Raw genomic sequence first — 15,723 nt, forward strand, 5'->3', positions numbered from 1 at the left:
GGGGGGATTTAACGGCGCTGCCGGTTTATGCGAACGGGGAGGGACATTCATCAATTTCATCTGTTTCTGGCAAGTTGTTGGTGTTTATTGGGTTAGTTCCTCCACAACACGCGAGTGAGAATAAGGAGGTCTTGTCGCGGATTAGTAAACGCGGCAATGTGATGTTAAGGACGTTAAGGTAAAACCTGAGGTTGATGAGGCTAATTCATGCGGTGGCTCGGTGAAGCCGCATATACGTTCTTTTCGTCAAAACTGATTGTTGACAACAACCCTGGGGCCATATACGTATAGACCAAAGCAGAATACGGGGTAATACTAAATCCTCGGATGGCTGATTGACCTCCCACTAGGGTTAATCCCTTGATAATTGATTTTCTATTACTTTCTCCATGTGAACTTATTTCATACTTTTTTAACCTTACCGTGCTAGAGTAATCTTATGTGCCAATATTAAAGCTAGGAGGACAACTCATGGATAAAAATAAGAAAAAACATCAGGTGGATAAACAAACGGAGGGGCCAAGAACGAGGAGTAAGGTAGAAAATCAAGCTGAACAATTTACTCTTACTATTAATGCTGGCAAGACTATTGCGAATTTTATACAAGAAAAAGCAAAGGGTTTTATAGAACTATCGCTAATTATAGAAGATGAGCATAAAGCTAAAAACGTTTTTCAGTTGGTAGTACAAAGAGAAAAAGTAAATGAAACTCTATCGCATTATTTCATAATGTTCCCGCCCGAAGACAAAGAACGCTTTTTAGATTTTCTAGGAACGTGTTCCCAAAGTTGTCCCAGGGGCGAGAAAAAATATGCTTTGTGGAATTTCTTTAGCAGCAGCCAAATGACACCCAGCGCTGCTAAACGCCTTGGCTAAATATTTTGAAGATGTTCCCCTAGATAAATTGTTGCCACTTCTACAGAAAACTATACAAAGCGGCCTTGATGCAGGGGTGAATACCACTTGGGATAATTGCTAAAGCAACGGCATGTGGGTTTCCTGCGTTTTTTAAAATACTATTACCAAGGCCTTGACGTGTCTTATAATTAGCTTCTTGTTTCGGCTTGATGGAGAAGCTCCTCCCGCTCTAAAAACGGTTGATTTAATCCTTAGCGCAGCCGTTCAAAGCAATCGACTCCAAGAAGTGCTTGCTGTGTTGTTTCAAATTAATTTGCCGTTCTAATACTTAAGAAGGTAGGTATGTGCGCTGTGTACTTCCCCTATTAAGGGGGTAATCAATCAATAGAAAGTATTTATCCACCTTCGACTTATCAAACAAAAGAAGAGATAGCGAATCGAAAAATCACCTCGGAAGAGCTAACACAACTAAGAACAGCGCTTTCCATCTTTTCATCTGACCCCGACAGCTCCCCTTTAAAAATCAATTTGATGTCTATTGTTTTTTCCAAATTGCAACGACATATCGATCAGATGATTTTTTTAAATATTTTAGCGGAAGTAATGCCAAATTCCGTTGGTGATTATGAGCTGATACGGCTTTACGTAGATTATTTAATCTTAATATGCCCCGATTTCTCGGGTGAAAGAAAAAAGCATTACCTGGAATGTGCTTTTGAAAAATTAAGAAGGATTCCTTTCGGCGAACATCATGAAAGTGATTTTATTTTATGGGATCGTTTAATGATCAAAGTAATTGAGTCTGATAAAAAAATAAGGGGAGTTATATTTTGGGTAATCTTAAACTTTTGCGTGATGGAGTTATTGTCGATTTGTCCATCTTGATTGATATATTTAATTATGAGATGTTTTCTGTGAGATGCGTAGAATATATTAATAACCTAGAAGCTGAGAAGTCTAAAAAAAGACAAAATAAAAATCATTCTGCATTTTTTCCTTCTTCGCAACCCTCAAAAGAAATGTCATCGTATCTCGAGCTAATGAAGTGGGATTTTAATGGAAAACGACCCTGACGCTAGCTAGCAAATTGCACACCCCCACCAGACACGCTATCATTTGCTTTTGATTTGAGCCAACCAATAGGAATGCCCATGACTTCACGCCGAGACTGTGCCAATGCGATTCGTGCGTTGGCGATGGACGCTGTTCAAAAAGCCAATTCAGGGCACCCAGGGATGCCTATGGGGATGGCGGATATTGCCGAAGTTTTGTGGCGGGATTTTTTGAAATTCAATCCCACCAATCTTAATTGGGTCGATCGCGATCGTTTTGTCTTATCCAATGGTCATGGCGCTATGCTGCAATACGCGTTGCTGCATTTGACTGGGGCCGGTTTAACCATTGGGGATATTAAACAATTTCGTCAATGGTATTCGCGCACTCCCGGCCACCCGGAGTTCGGTGACACACCAGGTGTGGAGACCACCAGTGGCCCTCTGGGCCAAGGGCTAGCCACTGGTGTTGGCATGGCAATGGCTGAGCAAATGCTGGCGGCAACGTTCAATCGCGAAAATTTCCCTATCGTAGATCATTACACTTATGTTTTTGCCAGCGACGGCGATTTAATGGAAGGTATTTCCCACGAGGCGTGTTCGTTAGCGGGAACATGGGGACTTGGCAAATTGATCGTCTTCTACGACGACAATGGGGTTTCTATCGACGGTGAAGTCAGCGGTTGGTTCACCGACGACACGCCCAAGCGCTTTGAAGCTTATCATTGGCATGTAGTGCCGAATATCGACGGTCATAACCCCGATGCAATTTTGAAAGCTATTAAGGCAGCCCAAAATGTAACGGACAAACCCAGTCTCATTTGTTGTAAAACGATCATCGGTTATGGCGCACCAATTTTGGCGGGCAAAGCTGTCACACATGGAGCCCCCTTAGGCGAAGAAGAAGTCGCTGGGGTTCGTAAAATTTTAAATTGGCCACATCCGCCTTTTGAAATTCCCGAGGAGATTTATGCAGCGTGGGATTGTAAAGAAAAAGGCGAAAAAAACGAAACCCAATGGAATCGACTGTTTACCGAATACGAAAAACAGCATCCCGACTTGGCCAAAGAATTTCGTCGACGGCAACAAAAAGAGTTGCCGGAACAATGGGAACAAATAGGGAAAGAGTTACTAGCAACGATGCAAGAATCAAAAGAAAATAACGCCACTCGCAAACTTTCTTTAAAATGTTTAAACATATTTGCGCCGTTATTGCCTGAATTAATCGGCGGCTCCGCGGATTTATCTGAATCCAATTGCACTAAATGGACGGGCGCTACCATTCAGGGTCAGGATAATCGTTCCGGAAATTATATCGAATACGGCGTGCGTGAATTCGCTATGACGACCATAATGAATGGCATGGCGTTGCATGGAGGATTTATTCCCTTCGCAGGGACCTTTTTAACTTTCTCCGATTATGCGCGCAATGCGGTGCGGCTTGCAGCGATGATGAAAACCCATGCTATTTTCATTTATTCTCACGATTCAATCGGTCTAGGTGAAGACGGACCGACACACCAGCCGATTGAACAATTGCCTTCACTACGCATGATTCCCGGTCTGCACGTGTGGCGCCCGTGCGATGGAGTGGAAACGGCTGTGGCTTGGAAAAATATGATCAAAGAACCGGGTGCCAATTGCCTTTTATTAACCCGCCAAACGGTCGCTCATCAAGACCGAGACGAAAAACAAATCGCTCAAATTGTTAAAGGCGGTTACATTTTATGGGAATTCTCTGGAAATCCCAAGGTTATTTTAATCGCTTCGGGTTCGGAAGTGGCTGTTACGATCGAAGCTGCAAAGGCATTAGCGAAGGAAAATATTTCAGTTCGTGTTGTTTCCATGCCCTGTTGCGAAATATTTAAAAAGCAAAACACCGATTATCGCAACTCGGTATTGCTCCCGAACGTTAAAAAGCGAGTGGCAATCGAGGCCGCTCATCCCGATTATTGGTATCAATTTGTGGGTTATGAAGGCCGAGTGATCGGAATTGATCGCTTTGGCGCTTCTGCGCCGTGGCAAGTGGTGTATCGTGAATATGGGTTCACGGTGGAAAATATTCTTAATGTGGTTAATCAACTATATAAATAAATTAGGAGAATAAAATGTCTTTCAACATCGCTATTAATGGTTATGGCCGCATCGGGCGAAACATTTTGCGCGCTTTATATGAGTCAGGAAAAAATAAAGATCTTAAAATTGTAGGGATTAATGATCTCGGTGATATTAAGACAAATGCGTATTTAACTAAATATGATAGTGTGCATGGCCAATTTTCTGGCGAAGTGAGTGTATCTCGCAATAGTCTTGTGATCAATGGCGATAAAATTGAGGTATATGCGATAAGAAATCCGGAAGAATTGCCTTGGCGTAATTTAGAAGTGGATCTCGTGCTGGAATGCACGGGTCTATTCACGAGCAAAGAAAAAGCAGAAGCGCATTTAAAGGCCGGCGCTAAAAAAGTTTTAATTTCTGCTCCTGCGGGAAATGATGTAAAAACTATTGTATTTGGCGTTAACGAAAATATTATTTCAAGCGATGATGAAATTATTTCAAATGCTTCTTGCACGACTAATTGTTTAGCGCCTTTAATTAAAGTACTAAACGATGCAATTGGGATTGAGCGTGGCTTAATGGTTACCGTTCACGCTTACACAAACGATCAAAATCTCACAGATAGTTATCACAAAGACTTATATCGCGCTCGCGCTGCTACGCAATCGATGATTCCAATAAAAACGGGGGCTGCGGCGGCGCTGGGATTGGTGTTGCCGGAATTGGATGGAAAGTTGTATGGTTATGCAATTCGCGTGCCAACCATTAACGTGTCGGTCATCGATTTTACTTTTGATTCGAAAAAATTAGTTAGTGCGTCAGACGTCAATGCGATGATGAAAAAAGCGGCGCAAGGGAGAATGAAAGACGTCCTTGGTTACAATGACGAGCCGCTGGTTTCAATTGATTTTAATCATGACCCACACTCCTCTGTGTTCGATGCGGGTCAAACCCGTGTGATTGATCAACTCGTAAAAGTTGTTTCTTGGTATGATAACGAATGGGGTTTTTCAAACCGCATGTTAGATACGGCATTGGCTTTTTTGAAAGCTTAAATCGTTTCTGGCATCCCGCACAGCGAGAATCCAGGCGCGCTGCGCACGGGCAAGTGCGCCTGGGTCCCCATCTTCGCGGCGCCGACGAAGTTTTTTTAAAATTAGTCTCATAGAAAAAAACAACCTAGAATGGAAATATTTATATCAAGGTTCCGTTTTTTAAACGTCATGCCCCCGCGGGAGGACGACGGGTTTTAAGTTTTTCACGCTTCACCACGGGTGGGTAATGATAGAGGCCCCTTGTGTTAAGAAGCTTTGAAAGGAACAAGGCGAAAGAGAAGCATCAACTTTACAGCCATTAGGGGTTTATGCTTAAGTTGACGTCTATCTGACTGCGCGGGAATAACGAATTGTCAAAATTAGAATTGCTGAAAACACCTAGCCAAATCGTTGCATAATATTTTTTGCCGCTGATATTCCCATGCGCATCACGTCATGTATATCGGGATAAGTAAATGCACCTTGGCGTCCTGTTGATACTAAATTAATAACATTCCGCAAATGCTGTATCATGTATCCAGGTGTTTTTTAAAATCTAACGCAAAAATAGGATAACCTCTTCCGCAGCGAGTAAGATAAGTTTCAACAATTTCGTCAGCTTGTTGGCAAAGACTTTTTTCTGCTAATCGGCTGAAAATTTGTTCTTTGACAGACGCTTCATCGCGATATTTAGGATCGTCTATTTCATAAGTTGTTTCTATGATAAGAACGGCGTGATCCACTGGATTCACTTCCAATTCAGCATTTTTAGGCTCGCAAATGCGATGAAAAATATGGTTGCGATAGTAAACAAAAAGCCCATCAAAACATTTCGGCTTATTAACTAACAAACCATAGATTGCGATGGATTTATAACGGATCTGATTTACTGTCTTTAAAACGTAATCGGGAAAAACGGGATCAATTCGACGAATTAACGCATTAATAGGAATAGTTGAAATACAAGCATCGCATTCTAACTCACACGTCTCGCCATCCCTCTGGTAGATAATTTTTTTCACGTTATTATTTTCAGTAATAACCTTTTTTACTTCCGATTTTTTCTAGTCCCTTTTTAAGCACATCAATCGCGATTAATTTCAGCATTTTTAAGGTAATAAAAATGACAGACAACTTCGGATGAATTCCCAAATACTGATGGGTAAAATCTTCAAAAAAGAATTTATACAAGGGTTTCCTATATAATTGAATCAACGCTTCTTCCACATCCTTGGGAGTTTTGCCCACGATGGCATTTTTGAATTGAGCTGAAAATAAACCAGAAACTTGTCGACAAATTTTAAAAAAAGGAATTCCTTTGACCATATCCTGAAATTGCAAAGGGTAACAAAAATAACCGCCCCCCATTTAGTTCTTGCGTTAAGCTCAACTTCAATGCGCTCTTCTCCCATCAGCACCTTAACGTCTTCAAAAATCTCTCGGTCAAAAGAATGAAACATATGCTGACCCGTATCATACCAATTTGCACCATAACGCTGAGCCATCGCCAGCCCGCCTGGCCTTTCTCCCTTATCTAATACAGTCCCGAAAATTTTGACACGTCAGTAACCGAGCGGCGCAAAGATCCGCAGGACCTCCTCCTAGGATTGTAATATGTGGATTAGTTCTTTTCATTTTAAACAGTCAATATTTCAGTTTTTAACAATTTTTGTTGAATTCGATAAAGTCTCAATAATTCTGTATCAGGCAATTCTATATGAGGCCAACGAATGGGTTGGTCTCTTTCGAGATGATGCAATACGCGTGGTTTTTCATGGGTTTCTTCTGCTTCCAATAAACCAATAGGCAAATAATTCACCTAATCGGCTGATTCGGCTTCATAGATTAATCCATAGGCGACATCTCCTCTAATGCCATCCGCGAATAAATCACCCGTTTTTAATAGCTGTTTTGCATAGGCATAGACATTCTTTAACCGACCGTAGGTGGGCCTTAATGCCTGTTTATTCCATAGAGCAGCTAGCGCAACCACACGAGGCGTTTTTAAATAACATAAGTGATAGGGACGGCAAAATACATAAACATAATAAGGGTAACAGTTATGCACTTTATAATAATTTAAGTAGCTCTCTTGCAAACGCTCTTCGCATTTTCCGATAACATATACACCTCCTTCAGGCTAGGCTCCCAATATGTAATCAACTCGGCCTTTTTCTCCATAAGCATCGAAATCAAAAAAATTAATCGCCTCGGAGACATGTTTCGCGACAGGGCCTTGCATGCCCGGCTTTGTCGGAATTAGATTTGTACCGTTGGCAATTAAAGCCATTTCGATATTTACTTTGGTGCCATCCGAATACCCCACGCAAGGAACTGCCTTAAGATTAAGTTTTTTTAGCGATTTCACGTTTGCTATCAGCGCTCGAATGACGATCCAGAAAACCTTTATATATTTCCTGCCTGAGTAATTTGAAATCCCCACAGTTGTACTTCTTCAATCATGCGACAAGGACACCATATTGGTCACCCGCATCGCTGGTGACGATAACGCCGTGTTTTGCAGGCTCATGCTGCAAATAAACCCAAGATAAGGGTCCACATGCGCATTCAATAAAACGACATGCGGTTTACGATGAATAGCCCTTAAGCGCATATCTTGCAGAAATACCGATGGTACTGGTCGCGTCTACTAACACATCGAATTCGACGTTAGGGTCGTCCAACGCTTGATCCGCGTTAGAAAATAATTTCGTCTCCTTGCCATAAGCAATTCGCCTTCTTTGCACGGATTACATCGTCGTCGCCGCGATAAAAGCCAATCTCATTCCTGGCGTTCTCCCAATTTGCCGTGCAATCCCGGTCCCCATCGAGCCTGCGCCAATCAACCCTACCCGTATTGGTGATCCAGTTTTCTCGCGATACTGCAATTCATTTAATATAACACTTCTCTCCTTATTTTATACTAAGTATGTCATCGTATTTTATAACGGGCTGCAAGATACGATGCCATTTTTCCAATTCTTAGTACCAGTTTAATGTAATCGTTTCAGCGGTTTTTTGTAGCTGATTATTTTTTTAATTTTTCGATGAGTTCAACGACACCTTTCGCGGCATCCCACTATGGTTGCCAATTTAAAATTCGTTTAATTTTATTAAAAAACATAATAACTGCGATGATCAGGATTGCCGTACCATTCAATAGCTATTTCTTCATCAAGCTTTTGGCCAACAACTTTTGCTATTAATTCTCATAATGGTTGTAACTGACAATTTTGTTCTTCGCACCCCACATTAATAACCTGTCCATTAATTTCCAATGCGTCGGTGTGAAGCATTGGTCGATACTGCGTCCCATCACGCATCAATAGAATACATTTATGTTTCCAAGCTCCATAAACCATTCCGTTGATAGCAAGATTAAAACGCATCCGGAGGCTGTGTCTATAGACGGTGGCTTGCCGCATAACGGTGACGGTAAAATCATCAGTAGCCAATGGCAGAATTTCTTTTTCGGCTTTTTCATTAGCCTTAGCATAAGTGGTCAGTGGATTAGTTTTCACTTCTTTATCAACAACGCCTTTTTGAAAACCATAAATACTGCAACTAGAGGGAAAAATATAGAGTTCACTTTTTGCTGTTTCGCCAGAGTGGCGGATTGTACGCAGGCTTGGTGATTAATTTCCCACGTGGCCTCTCAAATATATCCCCGCTCGGATCATTTGAAACAGCAGCTAGGTCAATGAAGTAGCCCACATTGGTAAACAGAGACGGTTGTAATTGCCGAATATCTTCCTTAATTAACATCTAAATGTGGATATTGCGAGAGAACTTATCTAAGCCAAAATAAGAACGGTCCAGGGCCTTGACGTGATAACCTTTACTTAATAATTTCGGCATGAGCACACTGCCAATATATCCCTCTGCACCGGTTACTAATACTGTTTCCATTATCAACTCCCGTGATATTGCGCGTTAATTTCTGCCCGTTGCAAAAATACCCCGCCGCATCCTTTTCAGAAAGCAAAAGATTATTTTTGATCGGCCACTTAATATTAATGTCAGGGTCGTCCCAACAAATGTATCTCTCTGATTCGGGAGCATACCCTGCTGTGCACTTAATATAATAAATGTGTATTTTCCTCCAATACCACTATACCATGAGCAAAACCAGGAGGTATCCAGCGCATGTGATCATTGGTAGAAGAAAGTTCTGTGGAAATCCATTTTCCGAATGTCGGTGATTCCCGTCGTAAATCAACAGCTACATCGAATAATTTACTTAAAACCACACACACTAATTTTCCTTGCGCATGAGGGTCCAGTTGGTAATGTAGTCCTCTCAATACGCCTTTCTTTATTGATAAAGAATGATTATCTTGTAAAAATTCCCCATTAATACCGTGGCGTCTAAAATCGCTTCGCTTGAAGGTTTCATAAAAAAGCCTCAACCATCCGTAAACACTTTGGGTTTGATCAAAATGACCTTAAGAATAGGCATTTTTTGAAATTCAAATGGCATACAAGATCCTTAAAGGGGGTTTATATAACGTTGAATAACATAATCAGCAAAAGCCATTGAACTGGTAAAAGCCGGTGAAATTGCATTTAAAATATGAATCGTATTTTCATTTCTTTCAACAATAAAGTCCATCATTAATTCTTTGGTCTTCCAATTAACCAGTTGAGGGCGCAGCCCGACTTTATAAGTTGGTATTAAGCATTCCGGCTTGAGCTGTTTAACTAATTTCTTAGCGTCTTCGGAAAAGAATTTTTTGATGTATTTGAAAGGCTCTGTTATCACTACTTTTCTAAATTTAGAATTGTGCATAAATAAAATTAAACTTTGAAAAGTAATTTTTAGGACTTCACTATTGATGCCTTTTAACAACCCATAATTTTCTCGCCCAAATGCAGGAATCGCCGTTGGACCTAAATAAACATCGCCGGAAGCGCTTTTGGTAAAATACACACCTAAAAAATGAGCTCTCGCGCCAGCGTAAAACCGACAATCCTCCTCCAATAATTAAAACTTCACACCGATTTAGGTGAGGGCCTTGAGGAAGGAAAATGGATGTCATCAAGCGCGGGCGTCCTTAATCGTACTGCGTTTGCTTTACACGCGGCCGAATATGCCGAAGCTTTGCATGAATCTTATAGCCTGTCAAGGCGCTAGCTTTTTTGAAGAAACATCAGTAAAATGCGTGCTTCTTGAGAGCAGGAGAGTAACCCATGGCTGCTGAAAGTTTTGAATTAATAGCCGAATTACGTGAATTCACGGGCAAAAGCGCCGCGCGCCGGATGCGGCGTTTTGAAGATAAAGTCCCGGGGACTGTTTATGGTGCGGGCAAAGCTCCCCAATCCATAACCTTATTGCAAAAAGACCTCTTGAAAGCCCTTGAAAGTGAATCCACCTTTTCATCCATTCTCACGCTTAAAGTCGGTGACAAAAAGGAAAAAGTGATTCTTAAATCGCTCCAACGGCATCAGACAAAGCTTAAAATTGTGCACATTGATTTTCAGCGTATCAAAGCTTCTGAAACATTGATCATAAACGTGCCTTTGCACTTCCTGGGTGAAGACGATTGCCCCGGCGTTGAGGCGGGTGGGGTCGTTTTACACCTACAAAGCGAAGTCAAGATTCGCTGCTTACCGGCCGACTTGCCAGAATACATCGAGGTGGATTTATCTCATCTTCAATTGGACGAGTCCGTGCATTTGTCCAACCTCAAACTGCCTGCCGGTGTGGAATTAACCTCGGCGGTAGATGAGGAGCACGATTCGCCAATCGTGAGCGTTCACATGCCAAGGGTTAGCAAGGCAGACGTACAAGCTGCAGAAGAAGAGGGCGCTGAAAAACCTGCTTCTGAAGCTCAGGCCAACGGCGAGGCAGGGCAGGCTGATACTTATAAGAAGGAATAATCGGCCTTGTCGGGCGGGATTAAACTGATTGCAGGCCTTGGAAATCCAGGCGATCAGTATGCCCTAACACGTCACAATGTCGGGTCGTGGTTCATTGAAACGTTGGCTCAGAAACTGAATCAATCCCTGGCCAAAGAAAATAAATTTCATGGTTTTGTCGCAAAGTATAATGATTACTGGTTACTTAAGCCGACCACATTCATGAACGAAAGCGGCCAATCTGTTGCCGCGTTGGCTCTTTTCTATAAAATAAAGCCTTCAGAAATTTTAATCGCACACGATGAATTGGATTTTTCCGCCGGCGACATTCGCTTGAAAGAAGGGGGCGGACACGGCGGGCATAACGGGCTTCGTAATATTATTCAACACATTGGGAGTAGCGATTTTTGCCGCTTGCGAATTGGGATTAATCATCCCGGCCATAAAGGTTGGGTCACTCCTTACGTTTTAAGCCCGCCGTCCAAAAACGATCGAATTGCTATTTTGGCAGCCATCGAAAAAGGTTTGCGCCTGATTCCAGAATTGGTGCAAGGTGATTTTCAAAAAGTGATGCGGGAATTGCATTCTTAAAAACCGCCTCTCCTGATGGCAGGAGAGGCGAAGTGAGGTTCAACATGGGTTTTAAATGTAGCATCATTGGATTGCCCAACGTCGGTAAATCAACATTATTTAATGCCTTAACAAAAGCAGGCGTCGAAGCGTCGAATTATCTTTTTTGCACCATCGAACCGAATGTTGGCGTGGTGTCGGTGCCTGATAAGCGGCTTGAAAAAATTGCTCAAATTGTTAATCCGAAGCAAATTATCCCTACGACAGTTAACTTCGTCGATATCGCCGGTTTAGTGGCGGGGGCTTCAAAAGGCGAAGGTCTTGGTAATCAATTCCTTGCCAATATTCGTGAAACTCAAGCCATCGCCCACGTCGTGCGTTGTTTTCAAGACGAGAATGTCACCCATGTGGCGGGAAGTATTAATCCCATTGCCGACATTGAGGTAGTAAACACCGAATTGGCTTTGGCTGACTTAGAAACGCTCGGTAAAATTTTAGTGAAACTTGTAAAAGACGTGAAACGGGGCGATAAAAAAGCACGCGACACCTATGCTTTATTGGAAAAGTTTAAAAAGTTGCTCGATGAGGGCACGCCAATTCGAAATGTTAATTTAACAGAGGAAGAAGAAATTTTATTACGCCCTTACCAATTGCTGACTTCAAAGCCGGTATTGTATGTGGTTAACGTGGCGGAAGACGGTTTTAAGGATAATTCTTATTTAAATCAAGTCTACGAATTTGCCGCCAAAGAAAAAGCAAAGGTCGTCCCCGTTTGCGCAGCTATCGAGTCAGAAATCGCTGACCTTTCTGCCTCCGATCAACAGGACTTCCTACAAAGCCTCGGGCTTGAAGAGCCGGGACTGCATCACGTAATTCAAGCAGGCTATGAATTACTGGGATTAATTACCTTTTTTACGGCTGGCCCCAAAGAACTTCGCGCATGGACTTGTCCTAAAAATTCAACGGCGCCTCAAGCAGCGGGGGCCATTCATACAGACTTTGAAAAACGCTTTATCCGTGCTGAAGTTATAAGTTATGACGATTATACCCAATTTGGAGGAGAACAAGGCGCGAAAGACGCTGGTAAGTGGCGGTTAGAAGGAAAAGAGTATCTTGTGCAACACGCTGATATAATATACTTTCGAGTAGGTGGTAATTAACCTTTGTTGAAGGGCAGCATGATGAAACGATTACTCTTTGGAATCTTTTGTTTTCTCTTCGTTAATCCTGCACCTGCTAATAATGGCATTTCCTCTTTTACAACAAGGCATTATGACACGATCTATTAAGTAAGCTACCCATGCGTCGCTCAGCAGACGCCCGATAAGCCACAGGCTGCAAGGCTATGCTACTTAAGCGTACATTCATAGAATCTATAACAGTACCTAATACCGATTACTGTAAAACGAATTCCGCTTTCTCTTTAAGGAAGAAAACAGAAGGCTTAGCCAAATAGCCTTACCAAGAAAAAGACGCAAGAAATCTGTTATTATGGTGAGCGAAACCAAAGGGATGCTGTTGTTTTATTTAAAGCCGTTTTTGGATAAAAACTGCCACTAGCAGGCTTGACATAATTCCCATAAATCGCCAGAATGCGATTCTTCCCAGCATCAACCCGCATGGCTATGTAGCTCAGTTGGTTAGAGCACGGCATTCATAATGCCGGTGTCGGTGGTTCAAGTCCACCCATAGCCACTTTTAATTAATCTTCTAGCCCGTATGCAGCGAAGCGAAATGCGGAAATTGCCCATCCTAGGTTATTTTTCCTATTAGCCTTAATTTCAAAAAATGCCCACGAAGGCGGAGAGCCAGCGCAAGGCGTGCGCAGCGCGCTGGCTCTCCGCCTTCGTGGGGATGACGAGTTAAGTTTTTAGTCCTTACCACTTGTGGGTAATGATACGGTCCCTACCTGGTCCTATTATGACCTTTGCATATTTCTTCACTGCCCTATATGCCTTGAACGCCATTGATATTGATCATGCATTTGATCTTGGTCAGGACACGGGATTTATCAACTCACTGACCATCCACACGTTTCATATTTATGGCGGCTTTATCTTAGCCAGCTTTATTCTCATGCGCTTATCTTTAATTTTTCGAAAACACGTTATTGGGCAATTGCTTTGAGCCTCGCTATCCATTTGTGGTGTGATGCAATTGCATTTTGGGTGCATTACAATATTATATTTTAGGCGTAATTAGTATTCTATTAATTTTAATTCTTGCCGCTTATTTTGAAATGCTTTTCAAATCCTATACCCACAAAAAATTTATTTATGGTTCTTAGCAGGAATTTACTGGATCGTCGATACAATACAAAGAACTATTTTTTATTTTGATTTCAAAAGCGCCTACAAAACTATAATCAGCGATTGGATAGTTCCAATCATTTTACTCGAACTATTTACAATTTTTGTAAATTTTTATCTCAAACAATGGAAAAAACCACAGCATCCAAAGTCAATGGGTTAAGTGCGAACCATAGTTGTTACCCACAAGTCATAATTTTAGGCTTCCTCATCCCCACGCGGCCGGGGATAAGGTGGGGTGTCACGTTACCAATCAGTGCTACTCCCAAATCCATCATCAAAATCGCTACTATCTAATCCCGGGCTCGATTCATCCATAAAACTATCTCCAGTGCCAAATCCCTCATCCAGTAGTTGACCTTGTCCTTGTAACGGATCGGATTCTAAGATATCGGAGACCCCTGCATTGTTTAGCATGCTATCGGAATTTAAAGTCGAGTGGCTGCTGAACAAATGATTCAACCCTTCAAATAAGAACAAACCACCAACCAGATCCGCCACGGTGCTCATGGTGGAACCTAAAAAAACTGCTTTGCCCAAAAGGGTTGGTCCGTGCATAGGGCGCTGGTTCATTTGGATTGGATTGACGTGTCCCACCCAAAAGGGAAGAGAAGAAGCTTTTTTAGAATACACTTTCGCCTGCAATTCAGCAACTTGTTGTTGCAAGCGCCGCATAGCGGGTTTCCTGCAACAAAACTGCTTGAGTCAATAAATACACTACGTCCGGTTGTGAGCCAATTACTTGCGTAATTAATTCAGCTGCTTCTGAATCTTTTGCCATCGGCTGGGCCTTCTTTAATCGCTCGGGCAATTGAGTAATAAGCTGTTGATCATTTTGATTCATGTTGGTGTCTCTTTAAAATTGCTGCGTTTTGCGCGATTAACACATTGTTTTGTCACACTTGAATGGCTTGCAGTAAAATCTGTGCTTGAGCGGCGTTCATTTTATCGGCTTGTAATTGACTACGAATGTTAGCCAATTCTTGCTGAAACGTACAAACGGCCTTCTGGCTATCCAGAGCGCTGGCACTCAGGGAAAAACTTAATAATAGTAAGCTTATAATCAATTTTTCCATGAGAACCTCATTTCTATTTTTATTGAAAATTTAGTCAATTTTAATCTATGAGTCAATCGTTAGTTGTGGGTGGCTGGCAATAAACGATGTAGAAAATTTCTAAAAACTGTTTTAATATGTATTGAAAACTGATAATGCGAATCCAAGTGGAAGGAGTTGCATGAGATCCCCGTCCCTACTTCGGATAATTGTTCAAAAATTATGTTTGTTTTTACTTTTTTGATCACGTCAACAACTTTAGCTTGGGACGGGCATTTTCTCTTAGTGATGTGGTATTAAAAAATGTGCCTGAAATCGCTCATAAAGCCACTATACCTGCGGAAACACTCACTGCCCTTTTACAAAAAGAACACTTAGGGTTAGTAAAATTGCTTCGAGAAAATGAAATTTGGTGGTCGAACAAAATATCCCCTACTACCCGCCTGTACCTCACGATTCAGTGTTTAAAGGCGATGATTCCAAGCCTTTAAAAATGCAATTCATCGAGGCTATTCGTATCAATCCCGACTTGAAATTTCCCTTCTTTGTTCAATATCTGCTGGGCGAAAGACACCGCATTCAGGGCCATTCTTTGGTTAAAAGAGATATCATGTTGCCTCTTGTAACTAAAGCGGGTTGGATGTGTGCCTAACTCCTCTTTGGAAAAACTTTCTCCCGGTGAGAAGGTATCGCCGCTTGAAATTATTACCTCGGTTTTGGATGAGCCTGATTATGGGATGGACATTGATCTTTGGGAAAATAACCCTTCGTGGTTTGTAAAAGAAGATCATTGCGAGAAACAACCATTTGGTGATCCAGGACTGTTCTTGAGTTCGCAGGCGCCTTTTATATGGCTTTTCATTATGAGTCACTGCTTATTTACAAAGTGGGGTCCCTTTCCTTAAACATTTTTATCTTGAATATCGTC

General features: G+C 41.9%; 12 protein-coding genes, 1 tRNA gene and 8 pseudogenes. 13 read left to right on the forward strand and 8 right to left on the reverse strand.

All coding sequences use genetic code 11. The features are described from left to right. The 6 genes and pseudogenes from OWO34_RS08260 to gap form a co-directional block, all read left to right on the forward strand. A pseudogene (locus OWO34_RS08260) lies at positions 1-176 on the forward strand (transposase); the annotation flags it as partial. Between the two features lie 295 nt (positions 177-471). Next, positions 472-876: a hypothetical protein gene (locus tag OWO34_RS08265; RefSeq protein WP_267257168.1), complete on the forward strand. Its 405-nt coding sequence runs from the start codon at positions 472-474 to the stop codon at positions 874-876. 178 nt (positions 877-1,054) lie between these two features. Continuing rightward, the gene (locus OWO34_RS08270) at positions 1,055-1,183 is read left to right on the forward strand and encodes a hypothetical protein (RefSeq protein WP_267257169.1); all 129 of its coding nucleotides are present in this window, start codon (positions 1,055-1,057) and stop codon (positions 1,181-1,183) included. 206 nt (positions 1,184-1,389) lie between these two features. Further along, a complete protein-coding gene (locus OWO34_RS08275) occupies positions 1,390-1,743 on the forward strand; it encodes a hypothetical protein (protein ID WP_267257170.1) in 354 nt (117 codons plus the stop codon). 242 nt (positions 1,744-1,985) lie between these two features. After that, on the forward strand, positions 1,986-4,004 hold the full coding sequence (tkt, locus tag OWO34_RS08280; RefSeq protein WP_267257171.1) for a transketolase: 2,019 nt from the start codon (positions 1,986-1,988) through the stop codon (positions 4,002-4,004). Between the two features lie 14 nt (positions 4,005-4,018). Further along, positions 4,019-5,023: a type I glyceraldehyde-3-phosphate dehydrogenase gene (gene gap / locus OWO34_RS08285; protein WP_267257172.1), complete on the forward strand. Its 1,005-nt coding sequence runs from the start codon at positions 4,019-4,021 to the stop codon at positions 5,021-5,023. Positions 5,024-5,401: 378 nt separating this feature from the next. On the opposite strand, the pseudogene OWO34_RS08295 reads toward gap, so the two are convergent. From OWO34_RS08295 to OWO34_RS08315, 5 pseudogenes are all read right to left on the reverse strand, one after another. Beyond that, positions 5,402-6,637: pseudogene (locus OWO34_RS08295) on the reverse strand (protoporphyrinogen/coproporphyrinogen oxidase). Between the two features lies 1 nt (position 6,638). Beyond that, positions 6,639-7,902 (reverse strand): annotated as a pseudogene (locus tag OWO34_RS08300) (homoserine dehydrogenase). 13 nt (positions 7,903-7,915) lie between these two features. Then, a pseudogene (locus OWO34_RS08305) lies at positions 7,916-8,917 on the reverse strand (NAD-dependent epimerase/dehydratase family protein). Continuing rightward, positions 8,914-9,482, reverse strand: a pseudogene (gene rfbC / locus OWO34_RS08310) (dTDP-4-dehydrorhamnose 3,5-epimerase). The pseudogenes OWO34_RS08305 and rfbC overlap by 4 nt, the downstream one beginning before the upstream one ends. Before the next feature lie 9 nt (positions 9,483-9,491). Further along, positions 9,492-9,941 (reverse strand): annotated as a pseudogene (locus OWO34_RS08315) (L-2-hydroxyglutarate oxidase); the annotation flags it as partial. Positions 9,942-10,192: 251 nt separating this feature from the next. Here OWO34_RS08315 and OWO34_RS08320 point away from each other — a divergent pair. From OWO34_RS08320 to OWO34_RS08340, 5 genes and pseudogenes are all read left to right on the forward strand, one after another. Next, a complete protein-coding gene (locus tag OWO34_RS08320; protein WP_267257173.1) occupies positions 10,193-10,882 on the forward strand; it encodes a 50S ribosomal protein L25/general stress protein Ctc in 690 nt (229 codons plus the stop codon). Between the two features lie 6 nt (positions 10,883-10,888). Then, positions 10,889-11,452, forward strand: coding sequence for an aminoacyl-tRNA hydrolase (gene pth, locus OWO34_RS08325; RefSeq protein WP_267257174.1), 564 nt, complete (start codon positions 10,889-10,891; stop codon positions 11,450-11,452). A 44-nt stretch (positions 11,453-11,496) separates the two neighbouring features. Continuing rightward, positions 11,497-12,591, forward strand: a complete 1,095-nt coding sequence (ychF, locus tag OWO34_RS08330) for a redox-regulated ATPase YchF (protein WP_267257187.1) — start codon at positions 11,497-11,499, stop codon at positions 12,589-12,591. A gap of 461 nt (positions 12,592-13,052) precedes the next feature. Then, positions 13,053-13,126 (forward strand) — tRNA-Met (locus tag OWO34_RS08335). A gap of 243 nt (positions 13,127-13,369) precedes the next feature. Then, positions 13,370-13,903: pseudogene (locus tag OWO34_RS08340) on the forward strand (hypothetical protein); the annotation flags it as partial. 83 nt (positions 13,904-13,986) lie between these two features. On the opposite strand, the gene OWO34_RS08345 reads toward OWO34_RS08340, so the two are convergent. The 3 genes and pseudogenes from OWO34_RS08345 to OWO34_RS08355 all read right to left on the reverse strand — a co-directional run bounded on the left by OWO34_RS08345 (position 13,987) and on the right by OWO34_RS08355 (position 14,816). Next, positions 13,987-14,415, reverse strand: a complete 429-nt coding sequence (locus OWO34_RS08345) for a DUF2076 domain-containing protein (RefSeq protein ID WP_267257175.1) — start codon at positions 14,413-14,415, stop codon at positions 13,987-13,989. Further along, positions 14,387-14,584, reverse strand: a complete 198-nt coding sequence (locus OWO34_RS08350) for a DUF2076 domain-containing protein (RefSeq protein ID WP_267257176.1) — start codon at positions 14,582-14,584, stop codon at positions 14,387-14,389. The genes OWO34_RS08345 and OWO34_RS08350 overlap by 29 nt, the downstream gene beginning before the upstream one ends. Further along, positions 14,571-14,816: pseudogene (locus OWO34_RS08355) on the reverse strand (hypothetical protein). The gene OWO34_RS08350 and the pseudogene OWO34_RS08355 overlap by 14 nt, the downstream one beginning before the upstream one ends. Before the next feature lie 388 nt (positions 14,817-15,204). Between OWO34_RS08355 and OWO34_RS08360 the strand changes: the two are divergent. Together OWO34_RS08360 and OWO34_RS08365 are read left to right on the forward strand one after the other, a co-directional pair. After that, positions 15,205-15,447, forward strand: a complete 243-nt coding sequence (locus OWO34_RS08360) for a hypothetical protein (protein WP_267257177.1) — start codon at positions 15,205-15,207, stop codon at positions 15,445-15,447. Continuing rightward, positions 15,440-15,700, forward strand: coding sequence for a hypothetical protein (locus OWO34_RS08365; RefSeq protein WP_267257178.1), 261 nt, complete (start codon positions 15,440-15,442; stop codon positions 15,698-15,700). Before OWO34_RS08360 ends, OWO34_RS08365 begins: the two co-directional genes overlap by 8 nt. Positions 15,701-15,723 lie beyond the last annotated feature (23 nt).

Origin of the sequence: Coxiella endosymbiont of Ornithodoros maritimus (assembly GCF_907164965.1) — a bacterium.
In the GTDB taxonomy this organism is placed as follows: Bacteria; Pseudomonadota; Gammaproteobacteria; order Coxiellales; family Coxiellaceae; genus Coxiella.